We start from the raw sequence: 19554 nt of genomic DNA on the forward strand, positions 1-19554 counted from the left end.
GACGATGCACGAGCAACAGGGACGACTGGCGCTGCTCAAGGCCCTCAGCCTGGTGGGGGTGGCGGCCACGGTGCTGGTGATCCTGGTGGGCGCCTGGACGCGCCTGGTGGATGCCGGGCTCGGCTGCCCGGACTGGCCCGGCTGCTACGGTGCCCTGGTGGTGCCCGACGAGGCGCGCGCCCTGGCTCATAGCCCCGACACGCCGCTGGAGAGCGCCAAGGCGTGGATGGAGATGATCCACCGCTATGTGGCCTCGGCCCTGGGGCTGCTGGTGATCGCCCTGGTGGTACTGGGCCGGCCGCTGCGCCGCCGCCCTGACTACCCGTGGCGAGTGAGCCTGGGGCTGCTGGCGCTGATCCTGGTGCAGGGGGCCTTCGGGGCCTTCACCGTGACCCTCCAGCTGTGGCCCCAGGTGGTGACCCTGCACCTGCTCGGCGGGCTCTCGGTGATGCTCGCGTTCCTGTGGCTGCACCTGCGCCTGCGCCGCTGCGCCTCCGGGCGCCTGACCCTGGGGGGCGTGGCGCCGCCACGCCGCCGCCTGACCCCGCTGTGGGGCGTCGCCGCGGTCCTGCTGGTGACCCAGCTGGCGCTGGGGGGCTGGGTCTCGAGCAACTACGCCGGCATCGCCTGCCAGGGCTTCCCCACCTGCAACGGCGAGTGGTGGCCCGCCCTGGACTGGAGCGAGGGGTACCACCTGACCCAGGCGGTGGGGCCCAACTACCTGCATGGCCAGCTGCATGCCGAGGCGCGCGCCGCCATCCAGGTGGGCCACCGCCTGGGGGCCCTGGCGCTGGGAGTGGCATTGCTGGCGCTGGTGCTGAGCGCCTGGCGGGAGCGGGCCATGCGCCCCTGGCTGGCGGGCCTGGGGCTCGCCTATGGCATGCAGTTCCTGCTGGGGGTGGCCAACGTGCTGCTGTGGCTGCCGCTGTGGTTGGCCCTGCTGCACACCGCCGGTGCCGTGGCCCTGGTGCTCGGCCTGGCGCTCGCGGCCTGGGCATGGCGCGCCTTGCCGCCCCAGGCCGACACGATACGACAACCGACCGAGAAGGAGTGGGCCCATGTCTGAAGCGCTGACCGGCGAGATGCGAGTCGCCGAGCTCCCCGTCGTGGCACCGGCCGCCTGGGGCTGGCGAGACCTGGTGACCCTGGGCAAGCCGCGGGTGGTGGCGGTGATGCTGGTGTGTGCCCTGGTGGGGATGGCGCTGGCCACGCCGACCCTGCCTTCCCCCGCTGTGGTGCTCTTCGGCCTGCTGGGGATCGGCCTGGCGGCCAGCGGGGCGGCGGCCTTCAACCATGTGGTGGACCGGCGGCTGGATGCCATGATGCTGCGCACCTCGCGTCGTCCGCTGGCGGCCCAGCGCATGCCGAGTCCCATCGCCCTGGGTTGGGCCACGCTGCTCTCGGTGGCCGGCATCGGGCTGCTGCTGTGGCAGGTGAACGCCCTGACCGCCTGGCTCACCCTGGGGTCGCTGATCGGCTATGCGCTGGTCTACACCGCCTTCCTCAAGCACGCCACGCCCCAGAACATCGTGATCGGTGGGGTCGCGGGGGCGGCGCCGCCGCTGCTGGGCTGGACGGCGGTGACCGGCCAGGCCGGTCCCGAGCCGCTGCTGCTGGTGCTGATCATCTTCGCCTGGACCCCGCCGCACTTCTGGGCGCTGGCGCTGCACAAGCGCGACGAGTATGCCCGGGCCGGGGTGCCGATGCTGCCGGTGACCCACGGCGAGGCCTTCACCCGCCTGCAGGTATGGCTCTATGGCTGGCTCACCGTGGCGGTGACCCTGCTGCCCTTCGTGATCGGCATGAGCGGCGCCGTCTACCTGGTGGGGGTGATGGCGCTGAACCTGCGCTTCATGGTGTGGAACTTCCGGGTCTGGCGGGGGGCCGACCCGAGGGCCCCGCTGGCGGCCTTTTGGTTCTCGATCCGCTATATCCTGGGGTTGTTCGGCGTGTTGCTGCTGGACCACTACGCCCAGGCCTGGTCTCTGTGGGTGGCCCCGGTGCTGCCCTGAGCGAGAGAGGAGGGGAGTGCGAACGACACGGGCCCGGCGATTGCCGGGCCCGTGTCGTGGGTGGTACGGGGTCACCAGAGCAACTGGATCAACCCGTAGGCCATCAGCGTCACCAGCACGGTACTGATCAGGTTGAGAGCGAAGCCCGTGCGGATCATCGACTGGATCTTCATGTGGCCGCTGCCGAAGACGATGGCGTTCGGCGGGGTGGCCACCGGCATCATGAAGGCGCAGCTGGCGGCGATGGCGGCGGGCACGGTGATCAGCAGCGGCGAGATCTCCAGCGACAGGGCCAGGGCCCCCAGCAGGGGCAGGAAGGCCGCCGCGGTGGCGGTGTTGGAGGTGACCTCGGTGAGGAAGATGATCACCAGCACCACGACGCCGACCATGGCCAGCAGCGGCAGGGCACCGAAGACGCCTAGCTGTTCGGCGATCCACTCGGCCAGGCCGGTGCGGGTGATGGTGCCGGCGAGCGCCAGGCCGCCGCCGAACAGCAGCAGGATGCCCCAGGGCACCTGCTGGGCGTCCTCCCAGGCCAGCAGGCGCTGGCCCCGCGCCTGGCCGCTGGGCAGCAGGAAGAGCGCGATGCCGGCGGCGATGGCGACGCCGGTGTCGGTCAGCCAGCCAAGGCCCAGGTCGTTGAGCAGCGGGCGGGCGACCCAGGTCAGGGCGGCCAGGCCGAAGACCACCGCGACGCGTCGCTCCGGGGCGGTCATGGGGCCGAGTCGCGTGAGCTCGTCCACGACCAGGGTGCCGCTCTGCTCGGTGGCGTTCAGGGCGAAGCCGCGGCGCGTCAGCCACCACCAGGCGGCCACCATCATGGCGATGCTGATCGGCAGGCCTACCAGCATCCACTGGGCGAAGCCGAGGTCGATGCCGCGATCCTCGGCCAGGTAACCCGCCAGCAGGGCGTTGGGCGGGGTGCCGATCAGGGTGGCGACCCCGCCGATGCTGGCGGAGTAGGCGATGGCCAGTAACAGGGCGGTGGCGTAGCGCCTGAGCTCCTCGGGGTCACTGTCATCGAGCAGGCTGATCACCGACATGCCGATAGGCAGCATCATGATCGCTGTGGCGGTGTTGGAGACCCACATGCTGAGAAAGCCGGTGGCGACCATGAAGCCGGCGATCTGCCGGCGGGGCTGGTGACCGACCAGCCTCAGGACATGCAGGGCGAGGCGGCGATGCAGCTGCCAGCGTTGCATGGCGATGCCCAGCAGGAAGCCCCCCAGGAAGAGGTAGATGATGGGGTTGGCGTAGCTGCCGGTGGCTTCGCCCATGCTGCCGAGCCCGAGGGCGGGCACCAGGACCATGGGCAGCAGCGAGGTGGCGGGAATCGGGATCGCCTCGGTCGACCACCAGGTGGCCATCAGCAGCGCCATGCCCACGCAGGCCCAGGCCGCGGAGGTCATGCCGCCGGGGGGCGGCAGCAGCAGCGTGGCGGCGAGCAGCGCGGGGCCGAGCCACAGGCCGATGCGTGAGGCGAGGGTCGGTGACGAGGATTCGTCGCCGGGATGAGGGTCGGGGGTGGCCATGATCGCTCCTTGTCGTCGGGTGGCGGCATTCTAGTCCGCCCCCGGCCGCATGCAAGCGTCCGGCGTTGGGGTCACTCGCCATGTGCGGGTAGAATCGATGGCGACTCACTCCGACAAGGGGAATCCCCATGACGACCACCACTGCCGTGATCCTGGCAGGCCTTGGCCTGGTGATCATCGCCGGCCTCGGCGCCTACGCCTTCACCCTGTGGCGCGAGGTGCGCCGGCGCCAGCAGCGCCAGGAGGCGGAGCTGCGGCGCGCCCACGACAACTGCCTGGAGAACCTGGAGCTGGTCGCCTCGGCGCTGCTCCAGGAGCAGGTGGATGTCACCGAGGGGGCCTGGCGCTGCAAGGTGCTGCTCGAGATCCTCGACCCCCGCCTGATGGAGCGGGAGAGCTTCCGTCCCTTCGGCGAGGTGCATGCCTTGACCCGCCACCTGCATACCCACCAGGCGCGCCAGGCGCTCAGCCCCAAGGAGCGCTTCCGGGAGGACAAGGAGCGTCACGCGGTGGAGGAGGCGCACCGCCAGTCGGTGCTCGAGGCGGCACAGGCCGTGCTGGTGTTCCGCCGTGACTGGCCGGCCAGCCTCCATTGACCGGCAAACAGGTGCTTTATCGAACACTGTGCGCTTTCGCCACGCTTCTGCTAAATTGCTGACAGGCGATTGAAACCGCCGTCATGCTGCTGCAAGCTTGGCGGCGTGTCGTCAGGCACTCGGGCCATCACGGCCGGGGCCGCGACATGGTAGCCGCGACGTCCGAACGCGGCGCCCGATCGTCGGGATCATCTGGGAAGGCGGTAAGCGGTTGCCTGCCCTGGAGCGACTAAGAAAAGAAGAGAAGGAGTTTCACATGAAGAAGTCCACGACTGGCTTGCTGCTCGGTTCTGCTCTGGTGGTCGGCCTGGCCGGCTGTGCCACCCCTAATACCACCCCCTCCTCCGACAAGCCCTGGTACCAGCAACCGGTGACCTGCGGCGTCGCCGGCGCCCTGATTGGCGGCGGCATCGGCTACGCCACCAGCGGCGAGTCCGACGAGGAGACCGGCGCTGCCATCGGTGCCACCTCTGCGGCCGCCATCGGTGCGCTGCTGTGTGCCGACCGCTCTCCGGAGCCGCAGCCGGAACCCGAGCCGATGCCGGAACCCGAGCCGGAGCCGGAGCCCGAGTTCGAGACGGTGACCCTGCAGAGCGACGTCACCTTCGCCTTCGACTCCGCCGAGCTGCGTCCCGGCGCCGAGTACGAGCTCAACGAAGTGGCGGCGACCCTCAACAACAACCCCGAAGTCCGCGTGACCATCGCCGGTCACACCGACTCCATCGGCTCCAACGAGTACAACCTGGGCCTGTCCGAGCGTCGTGCGGAGTCCGTGCGTGACTACCTGGTCTCCCAGGGCGTCGCCGACGGCCGCATGCGTACCGTGGGTTATGGCGAGGAGCGTCCGGTCGCCACCAACGAGACCGACGAAGGCCGCGCCATGAACCGTCGCGTGGAGATCATGAGCCAGTAAGCCTGGTTCGATCGCGACGAGCCCGCTCGGGCTCGCCGGCAGGGGCGCCCTCGGGCGCCCCTGCTGCGTTATGGGGCGCCCCGGTTTCGTTCCGGTCGCTGGCGCCCGTTGCCCCGCTTTGCTATCGTGGCGCGTCATTCGGCGCGGCGCCCGATGCTCGCCGGTTCGGCCCTGACCTCCGGCTGCGCCGCCGGGTGTCACCGGCTCGCCATGTGCGCCTGTGCCATTCACTCCCGTTCATCGCGACATGTGGTCTTTCGTATGGGCCACCACTGCGCTAAAGGACCCCTTCATGCCTATCGTTACCCTGCCGGACGGCAGCCAGAGACGCTACGACGAACCGCTCACCGTGATGCAGCTGGCCGAGGACATCGGTCCCGGTCTCGCCAAGGCCTGCGTGGCCGGCAAGATCGACGGCGTGCTGGTGGACGCCGCCGATGTCATCGAGCGCGATGCCGAGGTCGCCATCCTCACCGCCAAGGATCCCGAAGGCCTGGAGGTGGTGCGCCACTCCTGTGCCCACCTGATCGGCCATGCCGTGAAGCAGCTCTATCCCGAGGCGAAGATGGCCATCGGCCCGGTCATCGAGGATGGCTTCTACTACGACATCGACTTCGGGCGTTCGGCGACGCCGGAGGACCTCGAGGCGATCGAGGCGCGCATGAAGGCGCTGATCGACAAAGGCTACGACGTGGTCCGCGAGTACGTCGACCGTGACAAGGCGATGCTCACCTTCCTGCATCGCGACGAGCCCTACAAGCAGGAGATTGTGCGGGAGATTCCGGAGGGCGAGACCATCCGGCTCTACCACCACGAAGAGTACATCGACATGTGTCGGGGGCCCCATGTGCCCAACACCCGGCACCTGAAGGCGTTCAAGCTGACCAAGCTGGCCGGTGCCTACTGGCGCGGTGACGCCGAGAAACCGATGTTGACCCGCATCTACGGCACCGCCTGGCCCGACAAGAAGCAGCTCAAGGCCTACCTGAAGCGCCTGGAGGAGGCCGAGAAGCGTGACCACCGCAAGCTGGCGCGCAAGATGGACCTCTTCCACCTCCAGGAGGAGGCGCCGGGGATGGTGTTCTGGCACCCCAACGGCTGGACCATGTACCAGGCCCTGGAGCAGTACATGCGCCGGGTGCAGGTGGAGAACGGTTACCAGGAGATTAAGACGCCCCAGGTGGTGGACCTCTCGCTGTGGAAGAAGTCCGGCCACTGGGGCCACTACAGCGAGCTGATGTTCACCACCGAGTCGGAGAAGCGCGACTACGCCATCAAGCCGATGAACTGTCCCTGTCACGTGCAGGTGTTCAACCAGGGGCTGAAGAGCTATCGCGATCTGCCCCTGCGCCTGGCGGAGTTCGGCAGCTGCCACCGCAACGAGCCCTCCGGCTCACTGCATGGCCTGATGCGGGTGCGCGGCTTCACCCAGGACGACGCCCACATCTTCTGTAGCGAGAAGCAGATCCAGTCCGAGGCCGAGGCGTTCATCGCCCTGACGCTGCAGGTCTACCGCGACCTCGGCTTCGAGGACGTGGAGCTCAAGCTCTCCACCCGCCCCGACGACTACATGGGCGAGCCCGCGCTGTGGGACCGCGCAGAGGCGGGCCTCGAGGCGGCGCTGAATGCCACCGGCCTCGACTGGGAACTGCAGCCGGGGGAGGGCGCCTTCTACGGCCCCAAGATCGAGTTCTCCCTGCGCGACTGCCTCAACCGCGTCTGGCAGTGCGGCACCCTGCAGCTCGACTTCAACCTGCCGGGTCGCCTCGGTGCCCAGTTCGTCGACGAGGATGGCGCCCGCAAGACGCCGGTGATGCTCCACCGGGCGATCCTCGGCTCCTTCGAGCGCTTCCTGGGCATCCTCATCGAGCACTACGCCGGGGCCATGCCGCTGTGGCTGGCACCGCAGCAGGCGGTGATCCTCAACATCACCGATGCCCAGCGCCACTACGTGCTGGATCTGGAGCGCCGGCTGCAGAAAATCGGCCTGCGCGTCAAGGCAGACTTGAGGAACGAGAAGATCGGCTTTAAAATCCGGGAGCATACGTTGCAGAAGGTTCCTTATCTCCTGGTCGTAGGAGATAAGGAAGTCGAGGCCGACTCGGTGGCCGTGCGCACGCGTACCGGTGAGGATCTAGGTACCCTGCGGGTCGATGACCTCATCGAGCGTCTCGGCACCGAACTCGGCCAACGACATCGTCAATCGTCTTAAGGAGACTGAGCGATCAAGCGAAGCAACCCAAGAGGGCGTGTCCAGGATAAGCGCCCCCCGATGAACGAGCGTATCACCGAGGATCAGGTTCGCCTGATTGACAGCGACGGCGAGCAGCTGGGCATAGTGCCCACCAGCGAAGCGCTGGAGCGCGCCGAAGCGGCCGGAATGGACCTCGTGCAGATTTCCAATGCCGATCCGATCGTCTGCAAGATCATGGATTACGGCAAGTTCGTCTTCGAGCAGAAGAAGCAGAAGGCTGCCCAGAAGAAGAAGACGAAGCAGATTCAGGTCAAGGAAGTGAAGTTCCGGCCTGGTACCGACGAGGGCGACTATCAGGTCAAGATGAAGAACCTGACGCGCTTCCTCGAGAACGGTGACAAGGGCAAGGTCACGCTGCGTTTCCGCGGCCGCGAGATGGCGCACCAGGACATCGGCCGCAAGCTGATGGAGCGTATCGCCGCCGATCTCGAGGACCTCGGGACCGTGGAGTCCTTCCCCAAGATGGAAGGGCGGCAGATGACCATGATCATCGCCCCCAAGAAGAAGCAGTAACCGGTACCGCCCGGCAAGCGGTACCCCGAAAAAGTGATCCGATGGCCGGTTCAACGGGCGCATGGCGGCTGCCAGGCGTCGGCCGCGGGTTTTCTCAAGAACCTCGAGCGGAGTTTTCCTCATGCCGAAGATCAAGAGCAACAGTGGCGCCGCCAAGCGCTTCAAGAAGACGGCCAACGGCTTCAAGCACAAGCAGTCGTTCCGTAGCCACATCCTGACCAAGAAGTCCACCAAGCGGAAGCGTCATCTGCGCGGCATGAAGCAGATCCACGACGCGGACAAGGCGCTCATCCAGCGGATGCTGCCCAACCTCTAACCTCTTGGAAGACCACACTTTACGTCAGGAGTAAGCCATGACTCGTGTCAAGCGGGGCGTCGTCGCCCGTCGCCGTCACAAGAAGATCCTCAAGCAGGCCAAGGGCTACTACGGTGCCCGCAGCCGCGTCTTTCGTGTCGCCAAGCAGGCGGTCATCAAGGCCGGTCAGTACGCCTACCGCGACCGTCGCCAGCGCAAGCGTCAGTTCCGCGCGCTGTGGATCCAGCGTATCAACGCCGGTGCTCGTCAGCACGGCCTCTCCTACAGCCGCTTCGTCGGCGGTCTGAAGAAGGCCGGCATCGAGATCGACCGCAAGGTCCTGGCGGACCTGGCCGTCAACGAGAAGGCCGCCTTCGCGGCCATCGTCGAGAAGGCCAAGGCTGCCCAGTAAGAGACAGCGTCACTTCCGGCCGGGCGGTATCCGCCGCTCGGCCGTCGACGTCGCAGGGGAAGAGCAGCCGCTCTTCCCCTGTTTTTTTAGCCCTGTGACTTACGTATCGAATTCGGAGCGCAACGGATGGACCACCTTCCTCAACTGGTCAGCGAGGCCCGCCAGGCGATCCAGGCCGCCGAGACCATTCCGGCCCTGGAGGAGCTGCGCGTGCGCTACCTCGGCAAGAAGGGCGAGATCACCGCGCAGCTCAAGGGGCTGGGCAAGCTGCCCGCCGCCGAGCGACCGGCCGCCGGCGAACGCATCAACCAGGCCAAGCAGGCCCTCACCGAGGAGCTGGAGGGGCGCAAGGCGATCCTCGAGAAGGCGGCCCTGGAGGCGCGCCTCGCCGCCGAGCGCATCGACGTGACCCTGCCCGGCCGTGGCCAGCCCAGCGGCGGCCTGCACCCGGTGACCCGCACCCTGGAGCGCATCGAGGGACTGTTCACGCGGATCGGCTACGACGTGGCGGTAGGACCCGAGATCGAGGATGACTACCACAACTTCGAGGCGCTCAACATCCCCGCCCACCATCCCGCGCGGGGCATGGCCGACACCTTCTACTTCGATGCCACCCGCCTGCTGCGCACCCACACCTCGCCGGTGCAGGTGCGCACCATGAAGGAGGCCGAGCCGCCGATCCGCATCGTCTGCCCGGGGCGCGTCTATCGCAGCGACTCGGACCTGACCCACACCCCGATGTTCCACCAGGTGGAGGGGCTGCTGGTGGACGAGGACATCAGCTTCGCCGACCTCAAGGGCACCATCGAGGACTTCCTCCACGCCTTCTTCGAGCGCGACGACCTGTCGGTGCGCTTCCGGCCCTCCTACTTCCCCTTCACCGAGCCCTCCGCCGAGGTCGACATCCAGTGCGTGATGTGCGCAGGCGACGGCTGTCGGGTCTGCGGCCACAGCGGCTGGCTGGAGGTGATGGGCTGCGGCATGGTGCACCCGGAGGTGTTCCGCCATTCCGGCATCGATGCCGAGCGCTACACCGGCTTCGCCTTCGGCATGGGCGCCGAGCGGTTGGCCATGCTGCGCTATGGGGTCAATGACCTGCGCCTGTTCTTCGACAACGACCTGCGCTTCCTGCGCCAGTTCGCCTGATCGACCACCGCAACGACGAACACAGCGATAGGAGTTGTCATGAAATTTTCCGAACAGTGGCTGCGCGAGTGGGTCTCCCCTCAGCTCGGGACCCAGGCGCTGGCCGACCAGATCACCATGGCCGGCCTCGAGGTGGACGCGGTAGCCCCCGTCGCCGCCGCCTTCGCGGGGGTGGTGGTGGCCGAGGTGCTGGAGCGCACCGCGCATCCCGATGCTGACAAGCTGAGCGTTTGCCGGGTCGACGACGGCAGCGGCGAGCCGGTGCAGGTGGTGTGCGGGGCGCCCAACGTGGCCGCAGGGCAGAAGGTGCCCTTCGCCCGGGTCGGCGCCGTGCTGCCCGGCGACTTCAAGATCAAGAAGGCCAAGCTGCGCGGCCAGGAATCCCGCGGCATGATCTGCTCCGCCTCGGAGCTCGGCCTGGAGGAGGAGACCTCGCCGGGGATCCTGGAGCTGCCCGGTTCGGCGCCGGTGGGCGAGGACTTCCGCGCCTGGCTGGGGCTCGACGACCACACCATCGAGGTGGACCTCACCCCCAACCGCGGCGACTGCCTGAGCCTCAAGGGGCTGGCCCGCGAGGTCGGCGTGCTCAACCGCCTGCCGGTGACGGGGCCGGAGACCGCCGCGGTGCCGGCGGCCCATGACGAGACCTTCCCGGTGCGCGTCGAGGATGGCGAGCGCTGCCCGCGCTATATCGGCCGGCTGATCCAGGGGGTCGACGTCGGCGCCGAGACGCCGCTGTGGATGGTGGAGCGCCTGCGCCGCGGCGGAGTGCGCAGCATCGACCCGGTGGTGGACGTCACCAACTACGTGATGCTGGAGCTGGGCCAGCCCCTCCACGCCTTCGACCGCGCCAACCTGCACGGCGCGGTGATCGTGCGCCTGGCCCGGGAAGGGGAGCGTCTGGTGCTCCTAGACGGCCAGGAGGTGAGCCTCGATGCCTCGACCCTGGTGATCGCCGACGAGCGGGGCCCCCTGGCCATCGCCGGCGTGATGGGTGGCGAGCACTCCGGCGTGAACGCCGAGACCCGCGACATCTTCCTGGAGTCGGCCTTCTTTACCCCCCTGGCGGTGGCCGGGCAGGCGCGCACCTACGGCCTGCATACCGACGCCTCCCACCGTTTCGAGCGCGGCGTGGACCCGCTGCTGGCCCGCGAGGCCGCCGAGCGGGCCACCGCCTTGCTGCTCGAGATCGTCGGCGGCGAGGCGGGTCCCCTGGTGGAGGTTGCGCATGCCGAGCACCTGCCGGCGGCGCGGCGCGTCACGCTGCGTGCCGCTCGCCTGGAGCAGGCGCTGGGCAAGGCGCTGCCCGCCGCCGAGGTCGGCGAGATCCTCGAGCGCCTGGGGCTGGCGGTCGAGGCCAACGAGGCGGGCTGGGAGGCGGCGATCCCCAGCTGGCGTTTCGACCTCGCCATCGAGGAGGACCTGATCGAGGAGGTGGCGCGCATCCATGGCTACAACCGCCTGCCGGTGCGCCGTCCCCAGGCGCGTCTCGGCCTGCGCCCGGACCACGAGGCGCGTACGCCGCTCGGGCGGCTACGTCGCCAGATGGTGGCGCGTGGCTACCAGGAGGCGGTGACCTACAGCTTCGTCGCGCCGGAGCTGCAGCAGGCGCTGCTCCCCGAGGCGGTGTCGCCGGTGCTGGCCAACCCGATCTCCAGCGACCTCTCGGTGATGCGCGCCAGCCTCTTCCCGGGGCTGGTGCGTGCCCTGCAGCACAACCTCAACCGCCAGCAGACCCGTGTGCGCCTGTTCGAGACCGGCCTGGTATTCCGCGGTGAGCTCGACGACCTGGCCCAGGTGGCGATGCTCGGCGCCCTGGCCTGTGGCGCCCGGGACCCCGAAGGCTGGGCGGCCGGCCGCGAGCGGGTCGATTTCTTCGACCTCAAGGGCGACCTGGAGAGCCTGCTGGCCATGGGCGGCGAGGCTGCTGCCTGGCGCTTCGAGCCGGCCCAGCATCCGGCCCTGCACCCGGGGCAGTGTGCCCGCCTGCTGCATCGCGGCGAGGAGGCCGGCTGGATCGGCACCCTGCACCCTGCGGTGCGCGCCGAGCTTGGCCTCAAGGTCGACGCCGTGCTGTTCGAGGTGCGTCTCGATGCCTTGACCCAGGGGCGGGTGCCGGCCTTCACCCCGCTGTCGCGCTACCCCGAGGTGCGCCGCGACCTCGCCTTCCTGGTCGACGAGGACTTGCCGGTACAGGCGCTGCTCGACACTCTGCGCGGCCAGGCCGGCGAGTGGCTCTCCGAGTGCCGCCTGTTCGATGTCTATCAGGGCAAGGGCGTACCCGAAGGACGCAAGAGCGTGGCCCTGGGCTTGACCTGGCAGCATCCATCGCGCACGCTTAATGACGAGGAAATCAATGAGTTGGTCGACGCCATCGTCAATGAGTCCCGTCAGCATCTGGGGGCCGAGCTGCGTGGCTGACCCGGCCGGGGGCGGGACGCTCCCGCGGGGTGTCGACCGGCTTGCCGAGCCGGAAGAGGGAGAGACGATGGGCGCACTGACCAAGGCGGAGCTCGCCGAGCACCTGCACGCGGAGCTTGGCCTCTCCAAGCGCGAGGCCAAGGCGATGGTGGAGGCCTTCTTCGAAGAGATCCGCGGCTGCCTGCGCGAGAACGAGCAGGTCAAGCTGTCGGGGTTCGGTAACTTCGACCTGCGCGACAAGCGCGAGCGGCCCGGCCGCAACCCCAAGACCGGCGAGGAGATCCCCATCTCCGCCCGCCGGGTGGTGACCTTCCGCCCCGGCCAGAAGCTGAAGAGCCGGGTGGAGGGGTACCAGGGCTAGCACCACAGAGCCCCGTCATTCTTGGTTCAGGGCATCTCTGAGCCGTCGCCGCGCAGCGTGCGTCCCATGCAGAAGGGCCACCCCCAGGGGTGGCCCTTCCGCGTGTCTGGCCCGCTGGCCGCCGATGGGGCCTGTCAGACCCCGCCGCCGTTCTCCAGTGCCCAGGTGATCACCACCTTGAGCACATAGCCCAGCATGCCGGCGCCCAGCACCACGAACAGCATGATGGTGCCGAAGCGACCGGCGTTGGACTTCTTCGCCAGGTCCCAGATGATGAAACACATGAACACGATCAGGCCGCCGATCATCAGCGGGGTGATCCACGCCTCGAAGGTCTGTTGCATGGGGTCTCCGTCAGGGGGTGTTTTCCCGACCATCATACTCGGGTATGAGGAGCGCCGCAGGCGTGCGGGCCTGCCGCACGGGTGCGACGAAATGTCCCGGGCTTGATCTGGGTCGAGATCCTCGCCCTGTCCTGGGGACCGCCCAGGAGGATGCGTGGGCGGCGCGAGACATGGTAATATCCGAGAAAATTTCTCAGGTAATACCGCGACATGCCCATGCTGAAGATCTTCGTTGGTACCATGTATGGCGGCGCGCTGGACGTCGCCGAGCAGGTCAAGCCGCTGTTCGAGGAGGCCGGTCACGAGGTGGCCATCCTCGAGAACCCCACCCTGGACGACCTCGACGCCGAGACCACCGATCTCGCGCTGTTCTGCGTCTCCACCACCGGCAGCGGCGACTATCCCGGGGCCTTCGCCCCCTTCGCCAACGCCATCGCCGAGAAGAGCCCCGGCCTCGGCTGGCTGCGTTACGGGCTGATCGCCCTGGGCGACAGTTCCTACGGCGAGACCTTCTGCGGTGCCGGGCGCCAGCTCGACGAGCTGCTGGCGGGGCAGGGCGCCACGCGCCTGGGCGAGCGCCTGGAGGTCGACGCCATGGAGACCTTCATGGCCGATGACGCCGCGCTGCCCTGGGTGGAGGAGTGGATCGACGCCCAGCAGCTCAAGGTGGCCTGAGATGGGAGCGTCCCCCACGCCGGAGCGCCTCAGCCTGGTGCTGGGGCTACTTCTGCTGATGCTCGCCACCATCCCCCGCTACCTGGTCGGCGGCCATGACAGCCGCCTGAACCTGATCCTGCTCGCCCTGGCGGTCGTGGCCGCGGTGGCCGTGGTCCAGTGGCGCCTGCTCGAGGCCGAGGCGCGGAAGCGCCTGCCGCGGCTGCTGGGCCGCCTGGGGGGCTGCCTGGCGGCCGGTCTTGCCGGCATGGGGCTCTACCATGCGCTGTTCACCGACTTCATCGGCTGGGAGCTGCTGATCGCCCACGGCGCCACCCTGGGGCTGCTGCTGCATGCCCTGTCGCTATGGGTCAAGGCGCCAGGCTAGGACAGGTTCAAGGAAGCAAGGACGCAAGGGGCAGGGCGTCCTCCCTCAGTTACAGGCTTTGATGCTTGATCATCCTGGCTTGCCCCTTGCCCCTTGCCCCTTGCCCCTTGCCCCTTCCTTCTATCCCAGCGTATAGCAGGGCTCGTACTCGCCGGAGAGCTTCATCCGCCCCTGGGCAACGAAGGAGTCGAGCAGGGCGTCCAGGCGCGCCATCAGCTCGGGTTCGGCGCTGAGCCGGAAGGGGCCATGCGCCTTGATGGCGCGGATGCCGTGCTCCTTGACGTTGCCGGCGACGATGCCGGAGAAGGCGCGGCGCAGGTTGGCCGCCAGCTCATGCACCGGCTGGTCGCGGTTGAGGGCCAGGCTGGCCATGGCCTCGTGGGTGGGCGCGAAGGGCGCCTGGAAGGGGCGGTCGATGGTCAGCCGCCAGTTGAAGTAGAAGGCATCCTGGCGGGCGCGGCGGTACTCGGCGACCTCGTCGACGCCCTTACGCATGGCGCGGGCGACCTCGGTGGGGTCATCGACGATGATGCGGTAGCGCCGGCGCGCCTCCTCGCCCAGGGTATAGGCGAGGAATTCGTCGATGCGCTGGAAGTACTCCGCGCTGCTGGCCGGGCCGGTGAAGATCACCGGCAGCGCCATGTCGGCGTTGTCCGGGTGCAGCAGGATCCCCAGCAGGTAGAGGATCTCCTCGGCGGTGCCCACGCCGCCGGGGAAGACGATGATGCCGTGGCCGAGACGCACGAAGGCCTCCAGGCGCTTCTCGATGTCCGGCATCACCACCAGCTCGTTGACGATGGGGTTGGGCGCTTCGGCGGCGATGATGCCGGGCTCCGAGACCCCCAGGTAGCGACCCTGGTGGCGGCGCTGCTTGGCGTGGGCGACGTTGGCGCCCTTCATGGGCCCCTTCATGGCGCCGGGGCCGCAGCCGGTGCAGATGTCCAGCTCGCGCAGCCCGAGGTGGTAGCCCACGTCCTTGCTGTAGTCGTACTCCTCCCGGGAGATGGAGTGGCCGCCCCAGCACACCACCAGGCTGGGGTCGACGCCGGGCTTGAGGGTGCCGGCCTTGCGCAGGATATGGAACACCGCGTTGGTGGTGCCCTCGCCGGTGGTCAGGTCGAAGCGCTGGTGGCCCTGGATCTCGTTGTAGACATAGACGATGTCGCGCAGCACCGCGGAGAGGTGCTCGCGGATGCCGCGGATCATCTTGCCGTCGACGAAGGCCTCGGCCGGGGCATTGGTCAGCTTGAGGCGGATGCCGCGGTCCTGGGGCACCACCTCGATGTCGAAGTCGGCGTAGGCCTCCATCAGCGCCAGGCCGTCGTCGGTAGGCGAGCCGCAGTTGAGCACCGCCAGGGCGCACTGGCGCAGCAGGTCGTGCAGGCCGGCGCGGGAGGTGTCGTGGAGGCGCGCCACCTCGTGCTGGGAGAGGATCTCGAGGCTGCCTTCCGGCGAGATGGTGCTGGAGATGGTGTCGGGCATGCGGGCATCCTTGTCGTGCGGTGACTTACCCGGCGATGCTATCACGCCGCCTCCTCCGGCGGTGATAGAATCCTCTCATTCCCAGGGCTATCGCAGATAGCCTGGCTGCTCGATAGCTCGGGGCTGATCTGGCGATAAGCCTACGAGGAGGCGCTGTAAATACCTCCCTGTACGCTACCTCGGCCGTCCCTGGTCCTCGGACCTCCTCTTCGGCTTATCCCCAGCGCCCCTTGGTTCGGTAACTGCGATAGCCCTGCTCTCATTCCCCGTCGTGTGGCCCGCCATGTTCAACGCGATCTACTTCCGTACCTTCATCACCCTGGTCGAGACCGGCAGCTTCACCCAGACCGCACGCCGCCTGGAGATGACCCAGCCCGGGGTGAGCCAGCACGTGCGCAAGCTGGAACGCTACCTGGACAAGCCGCTGCTGGAGCGCCACGGCCGCCGCTTCACCCTCACCGAGGCGGGGCGTCGTGCCTACGACTACGCGCTCAAGCTGTTCGCCGAGCACGAGCAGTTCCGTCACTCCCTGGACGCCGACTCCACCTACTCCGGGGACTGCCGCCTGGCCTCGCCCGGCAGCCTCGGGGTGATGCTCTATCCCTTCCTGCTGGGGCAGCAGCAGATGTACCCGGGGCTGACGGTGAGCTACAGCTTCGCCTTCAACCAGGAGATCACCCAGGACGTGCTGGCGGGGCGCTACGACCTGGGCATCGTCACCGAGCCGATCCGCCACCCGGACCTGGAGGTGGTGCCCTGGCATCGCGAGCCGCTCTGCCTGGTGGTGCCGGCGGACTTCGCCGGCACCGGGCTGTCCGAGCTGATGGGCATCGGCTTCATCAGCTACTTCGATGGGCTGAGCCATGCTAGTGCCCTGCTGCGGGGCAACTTCCCCCAGGAGTTCCGCTCCATGAGCCACTTCCGCCGCCAGGGCTTCACCAACGAGGTGGGCATGGTGCTGGATGCGGTGGCCCGGGGGCTGGGTTTCACCGTGGTGTCGCGCCCGGTGCTGGAGACCTCGCCCTGGCAGCGCCAGGTCAAGGCGCTGGAGCTGCCGGTGGCGGTGCACGAGACCCACTACTGCGTGACCCGGGCGGGCAGCGAGATGCCGCGTCGCTACGTGCGTCTACTGGAGGACTTCCGCGAGCAGCGCCGCCTGGCCCTTCACGGCTACGGCGATCCCCAGGAGATCCCGCCGCCTCGCGGCTGCGGGGTACCGGCGTCCGAGGGCGACGCGGCGGCGCCGACGACGTAAAACGACCAGGCCCCGCCGAAGCGGGGCCTGGTCGTGTCGGGCGGGCGTTACCTGCCGCTGCGAGGTCAGTCGCGTCCCTCAGTCGCGATACTCGTCGATGCTCGGGCAGGAGCAGATCAGCTGACGGTCGCCGAAGACGTTGTCGACCCGGTTGACCGCCGGCCAGTACTTGGCCGCCTTGACCGCCTCGGTGGGGAAGGCACCCAGCTCACGGGAGTAGGGGCGCTCCCAGCCGTCGTCCATCAGGTCGGCCATGGTGTGCGGGGCATTGACCAGCGGGTTGTCGTCGGCGGGCCATTCGCCGGCCTCGACCCGGGCGATCTCCTCGCGGATCGCGATCATGGCGTCGCAGAAGCGGTCGATCTCGTAGCGGGACTCCGACTCGGTGGGCTCGATCATCAGGGTGCCGGCGACCGGGAAGGACATGGTGGGAGCGTGGAAGCCGTAGTCCATCAGGCGCTTGGCGATATCCTCCTCGCTGATGCCGGAGGCGGCCTTGAGCGGGCGGATGTCGATGATGCACTCGTGGGCCACGGTGCCGTTCTCGCCCTTATAGAGCACCGGGTAGTGCTCGCCCAGGCGCCGGGCGATGTAGTTGGCGTTGAGGATCGCCAGCTCCGTGGCCTCGCGCAGGCCGCGGGCGCCCATCATCTTGATGTAGCCCCACGAGATCGGCAGGATCGAGGCGCTGCCGTAGGCCGCCGCCGAGACCGCGCCGCAGTCGTCGTTGACCCCCTCGATGGGGGTGACCACGTGGTTGGCCACGTAGGGGGCGAGGTGGGCCTTGACGCCGATCGGACCCATGCCCGGGCCGCCACCGCCATGGGGGATGCAGAAGGTCTTGTGCAGGTTGAGGTGGCTGACGTCGCCGCCGAAGTCGCCGGGGCGGGTCAGGCCCACCTGGGCGTTCATGTTGGCGCCATCCACGTAGACCTGGCCGCCGTGATCGTGGACGATCCGGCACACCTCGCGTACCCCGGCCTCGAAGACGCCGTGGGTGGAGGGATAGGTGATCATGATCGCCGAGAGCGCATCGGCATGCTGCTCCGCCTTGGCACGCAGGTCATCGATGTCGATGTTGCCGTTCTCGTCGCATTCCACCACCACGACCTTCATGCCCACCATGGCCGCCGAGGCGGGGTTGGTGCCGTGGGCGGAGCTCGGGATCAGGCAGACGTTGCGGTGGCCCTCGCCGTTGGCCGCCTGGTAGCGGCGGATGGCGACGAGGCCGAGATACTCGCCCTGGGCGCCGGAGTTGGGCTGCATGGAGATATGGTCGTAGCCGGTGATCTCCACCAGGAAGGCGGACAGCTCGTCGATCATCTGCTTGTAGCCGGCCACCTGGTCGCGGGGCACGAAGGGGTGCACCTCGGCGAACTCGGGCCAGGTGATGGGGATCATCTCGCTGGTGGCGTTGAGCTTCATGGTGCAGGAGCCCAGCGGGATCATGGCGTGGGCCAGCGACAGGTCCTTGTTCTCCAGGCGCTTGAGGTAGCGCAGCATCTCGGTCTCGCTGCGGTAGCGCTTGAAGGTCGGGTGGGTCAGGAAGTCGCTCTGGCGTCGGCAGGCGGCGGGGATGCCGCTCGCGCCCTCGGCCACCACGCGCTCGTCGAGCTCGCGCACCGAGAGGCCATGATCCTCGCCCAGCAGCACGTCGAACAGCACGTCGAGGTCATGGGCGGTGGTGGTCTCGTCCAGGCTGATGCCCACGTCGCCGCCGTCGAAGTAGCGCACGTTGATGGCGTGGGTGAGGGCGCGGCCATGGATCTTGCCGGCGTCCACGCCGGTCAGGCGCAGGGTGTCGAACCAGCTGTCGTGGGCCAGGGCGACGCCCTTCTCCTGAAGCCCGAGGGCCAGGATGGTGGTCAGGCGGTGGATGCGGCTGGCGATGGTGGTGAGCCCCTCGGCGCCGTGGTAGACGGCGTAGAAGCCGGCGATGTTGGCCAGCAGGGCCTGGGCGGTACAGATGTTGGAGGTCGCCTTCTCGCGGCGGATATGCTGCTCGCGGGTCTGCATCGCCATGCGCAGCGCCTGGCCGTCACGGCTGTCCTTGCTGACGCCGATGATCCGCCCGGGGATCGAGCGCTTGAGCTTGTCGGTGGTGGCGAAGTAGGCGGCATGCGGGCCGCCGAAGCCCATCGGCACGCCGAAGCGCTGGGTGGAGCCGACCACGATGTCGGCGCCCAGCGCGCCGGGCTCGGTCAGCAGCACCAGGCTCATGATGTCGGCGGCCACGCAGGTCATGATGCCGCGCTCGCGGGCATCGGCCAGCAGCGGGGCGAGGTCGCGGATGCGTCCGCTCTCGCCGGGGTACTGGAGCAGGGCACCGAAGGCCTCGATCTCAGCCAGCTGTTCGGCCGGGGCGACCACCAGCTCGAAGCCGAAGTAGGCGGCACGGGTGCGCACCACGTCCAGGGTCTGGGCCAGGACGTCATCGGCGACGAAGAAGACGTCGCTCTTGGCCTTCTTGTTGGCACGGCGGCACAGCGCCATGGCCTCGGCCGCGGCGGTGGCCTCGTCGAGCATCGAGGCGTTGGCCAGCTCCATGCCGGTGAGGTCCATCACCATCTGCTGGAAGTTGAGCAGGCCCTCGAGGCGGCCCTGGGAGATCTCCGGCTGATAGGGGGTGTAGGCGGTGTACCAGCCGGGGTTCTCCAGCACGTTACGCTGGATCACCGTGGGCAGGTGGGTGCCGTGGTAGCCCTGGCCCAGGTAGCTCTTGAAGGGGCGGTTCTGGGCCGCCAGGCGCCTGAGGTATTCGAGCGACTCGGCCTCGCTCTTGGGCGGGTCGAGGTCGAGCTCGCGGCCCAGCCGGATGTCGGCGGGGATGGTGCGCTCGAGCAGGGCATCCAGGCTCGGTTCGCCGAGCGCCTCGAGCATGGCCGTCACGTCCTCCTCGCGGGGGCCGTTGTGGCGTTGGATGAAGGCATCATGGGCGGCCAGGTCGGCCAGGCGGCGATTGTCGAGAGCCATGTC

The 19554-nt window shown here is 68.5% G+C and carries 18 protein-coding genes; 14 read left to right on the plus strand and 4 right to left on the minus strand.

Annotated elements, in window-relative coordinates; all coding sequences use genetic code 11:
- The first annotated feature begins 4 nt into the window (after positions 1-4).
- Both Q673_RS31935 and cyoE read left to right on the plus strand, forming a co-directional pair.
- Entirely contained in the window at positions 5-1066 is a 1062-nt protein-coding gene (locus Q673_RS31935; protein WP_023006830.1) for a COX15/CtaA family protein, read from the plus strand.
- On the plus strand, positions 1059-2012 hold the full coding sequence (cyoE, locus tag Q673_RS31940) for a heme o synthase (RefSeq protein WP_023006831.1): 954 nt from the start codon (positions 1059-1061) through the stop codon (positions 2010-2012). Before Q673_RS31935 ends, cyoE begins: the two co-directional genes overlap by 8 nt.
- Before the next feature lie 71 nt (positions 2013-2083).
- On the opposite strand, the gene Q673_RS31945 is transcribed toward cyoE, so the two are convergent.
- Positions 2084-3544 (minus strand): SLC13 family permease, encoded by a 1461-nt coding sequence (locus Q673_RS31945; RefSeq protein ID WP_023006832.1) that lies wholly within the window; start codon positions 3542-3544, stop codon positions 2084-2086.
- Between the two features lie 128 nt (positions 3545-3672).
- Here Q673_RS31945 and Q673_RS31950 point away from each other — a divergent pair, with 128 nt between their 5' ends.
- The 9 genes from Q673_RS31950 to ihfA all read left to right on the plus strand — a co-directional run bounded on the left by Q673_RS31950 (position 3673) and on the right by ihfA (position 12455).
- Entirely contained in the window at positions 3673-4140 is a 468-nt protein-coding gene (locus Q673_RS31950) for a DUF2489 domain-containing protein (RefSeq protein ID WP_023006833.1), read from the plus strand.
- Between the two features lie 256 nt (positions 4141-4396).
- Positions 4397-5053 (plus strand): OmpA family protein, encoded by a 657-nt coding sequence (locus Q673_RS31955; RefSeq protein ID WP_023006834.1) that lies wholly within the window; start codon positions 4397-4399, stop codon positions 5051-5053.
- A gap of 292 nt (positions 5054-5345) precedes the next feature.
- Positions 5346-7265 carry a threonine--tRNA ligase gene (thrS, locus tag Q673_RS31960; RefSeq protein ID WP_023006835.1) on the plus strand — a complete coding sequence of 640 codons (1920 nt, stop codon included), beginning with the start codon at positions 5346-5348 and terminating at the stop codon, positions 7263-7265.
- Between the two features lie 12 nt (positions 7266-7277).
- The gene (gene infC, locus Q673_RS31965; protein WP_081712064.1) at positions 7278-7820 is read left to right on the plus strand and encodes a translation initiation factor IF-3; all 543 of its coding nucleotides are present in this window, start codon (positions 7278-7280) and stop codon (positions 7818-7820) included.
- 121 nt (positions 7821-7941) lie between these two features.
- Positions 7942-8136 (plus strand): 50S ribosomal protein L35, encoded by a 195-nt coding sequence (gene rpmI / locus Q673_RS31970; RefSeq protein ID WP_023006837.1) that lies wholly within the window; start codon positions 7942-7944, stop codon positions 8134-8136.
- A gap of 37 nt (positions 8137-8173) precedes the next feature.
- Entirely contained in the window at positions 8174-8527 is a 354-nt protein-coding gene (gene rplT / locus Q673_RS31975) for a 50S ribosomal protein L20 (protein ID WP_013332273.1), read from the plus strand.
- A gap of 126 nt (positions 8528-8653) precedes the next feature.
- A complete protein-coding gene (pheS, locus tag Q673_RS31980; protein WP_023006838.1) occupies positions 8654-9673 on the plus strand; it encodes a phenylalanine--tRNA ligase subunit alpha in 1020 nt (339 codons plus the stop codon).
- 39 nt (positions 9674-9712) lie between these two features.
- The gene (gene pheT, locus Q673_RS31985; protein ID WP_023006839.1) at positions 9713-12094 is read left to right on the plus strand and encodes a phenylalanine--tRNA ligase subunit beta; all 2382 of its coding nucleotides are present in this window, start codon (positions 9713-9715) and stop codon (positions 12092-12094) included.
- Between the two features lie 67 nt (positions 12095-12161).
- Positions 12162-12455 carry an integration host factor subunit alpha gene (gene ihfA, locus Q673_RS31990; protein WP_023006840.1) on the plus strand — a complete coding sequence of 98 codons (294 nt, stop codon included), beginning with the start codon at positions 12162-12164 and terminating at the stop codon, positions 12453-12455.
- 134 nt (positions 12456-12589) lie between these two features.
- On the opposite strand, the gene Q673_RS31995 is transcribed toward ihfA, so the two are convergent.
- Positions 12590-12799, minus strand: a complete 210-nt coding sequence (locus tag Q673_RS31995) for a DUF2788 domain-containing protein (protein ID WP_023006841.1) — start codon at positions 12797-12799, stop codon at positions 12590-12592.
- 210 nt (positions 12800-13009) lie between these two features.
- Here Q673_RS31995 and Q673_RS32000 point away from each other — a divergent pair, with 210 nt between their 5' ends.
- Together Q673_RS32000 and Q673_RS32005 are read left to right on the plus strand one after the other, a co-directional pair.
- On the plus strand, positions 13010-13474 hold the full coding sequence (locus Q673_RS32000) for a flavodoxin domain-containing protein (protein ID WP_023006842.1): 465 nt from the start codon (positions 13010-13012) through the stop codon (positions 13472-13474).
- A gap of 1 nt (position 13475) precedes the next feature.
- Complete coding sequence (locus tag Q673_RS32005) at positions 13476-13841, plus strand: hypothetical protein (protein ID WP_023006843.1); 366 nt, start codon at positions 13476-13478, stop codon at positions 13839-13841.
- 120 nt (positions 13842-13961) lie between these two features.
- On the opposite strand, the gene ppnN is transcribed toward Q673_RS32005, so the two are convergent.
- Positions 13962-15323, minus strand: coding sequence for a nucleotide 5'-monophosphate nucleosidase PpnN (gene ppnN / locus Q673_RS32010; RefSeq protein WP_023006844.1), 1362 nt, complete (start codon positions 15321-15323; stop codon positions 13962-13964).
- Positions 15324-15606: 283 nt separating this feature from the next.
- Here ppnN and Q673_RS32015 point away from each other — a divergent pair, with 283 nt between their 5' ends.
- Positions 15607-16578 (plus strand): LysR family transcriptional regulator, encoded by a 972-nt coding sequence (locus Q673_RS32015; RefSeq protein WP_023006845.1) that lies wholly within the window; start codon positions 15607-15609, stop codon positions 16576-16578.
- A gap of 78 nt (positions 16579-16656) precedes the next feature.
- Here the strand turns inward: Q673_RS32015 and gcvP are convergent, their stop codons facing one another.
- The gene (gene gcvP, locus Q673_RS32020) at positions 16657-19551 is read right to left on the minus strand and encodes an aminomethyl-transferring glycine dehydrogenase (protein ID WP_023006846.1); all 2895 of its coding nucleotides are present in this window, start codon (positions 19549-19551) and stop codon (positions 16657-16659) included.
- Between the last annotated feature and the right edge of the window lie 3 nt (positions 19552-19554).

The sequence above is a fragment of the Halomonas sp. PBN3 genome (genome assembly GCF_000475415.1).
GTDB lineage: Bacteria > Pseudomonadota > Gammaproteobacteria > Pseudomonadales > Halomonadaceae > Halomonas > Halomonas shengliensis.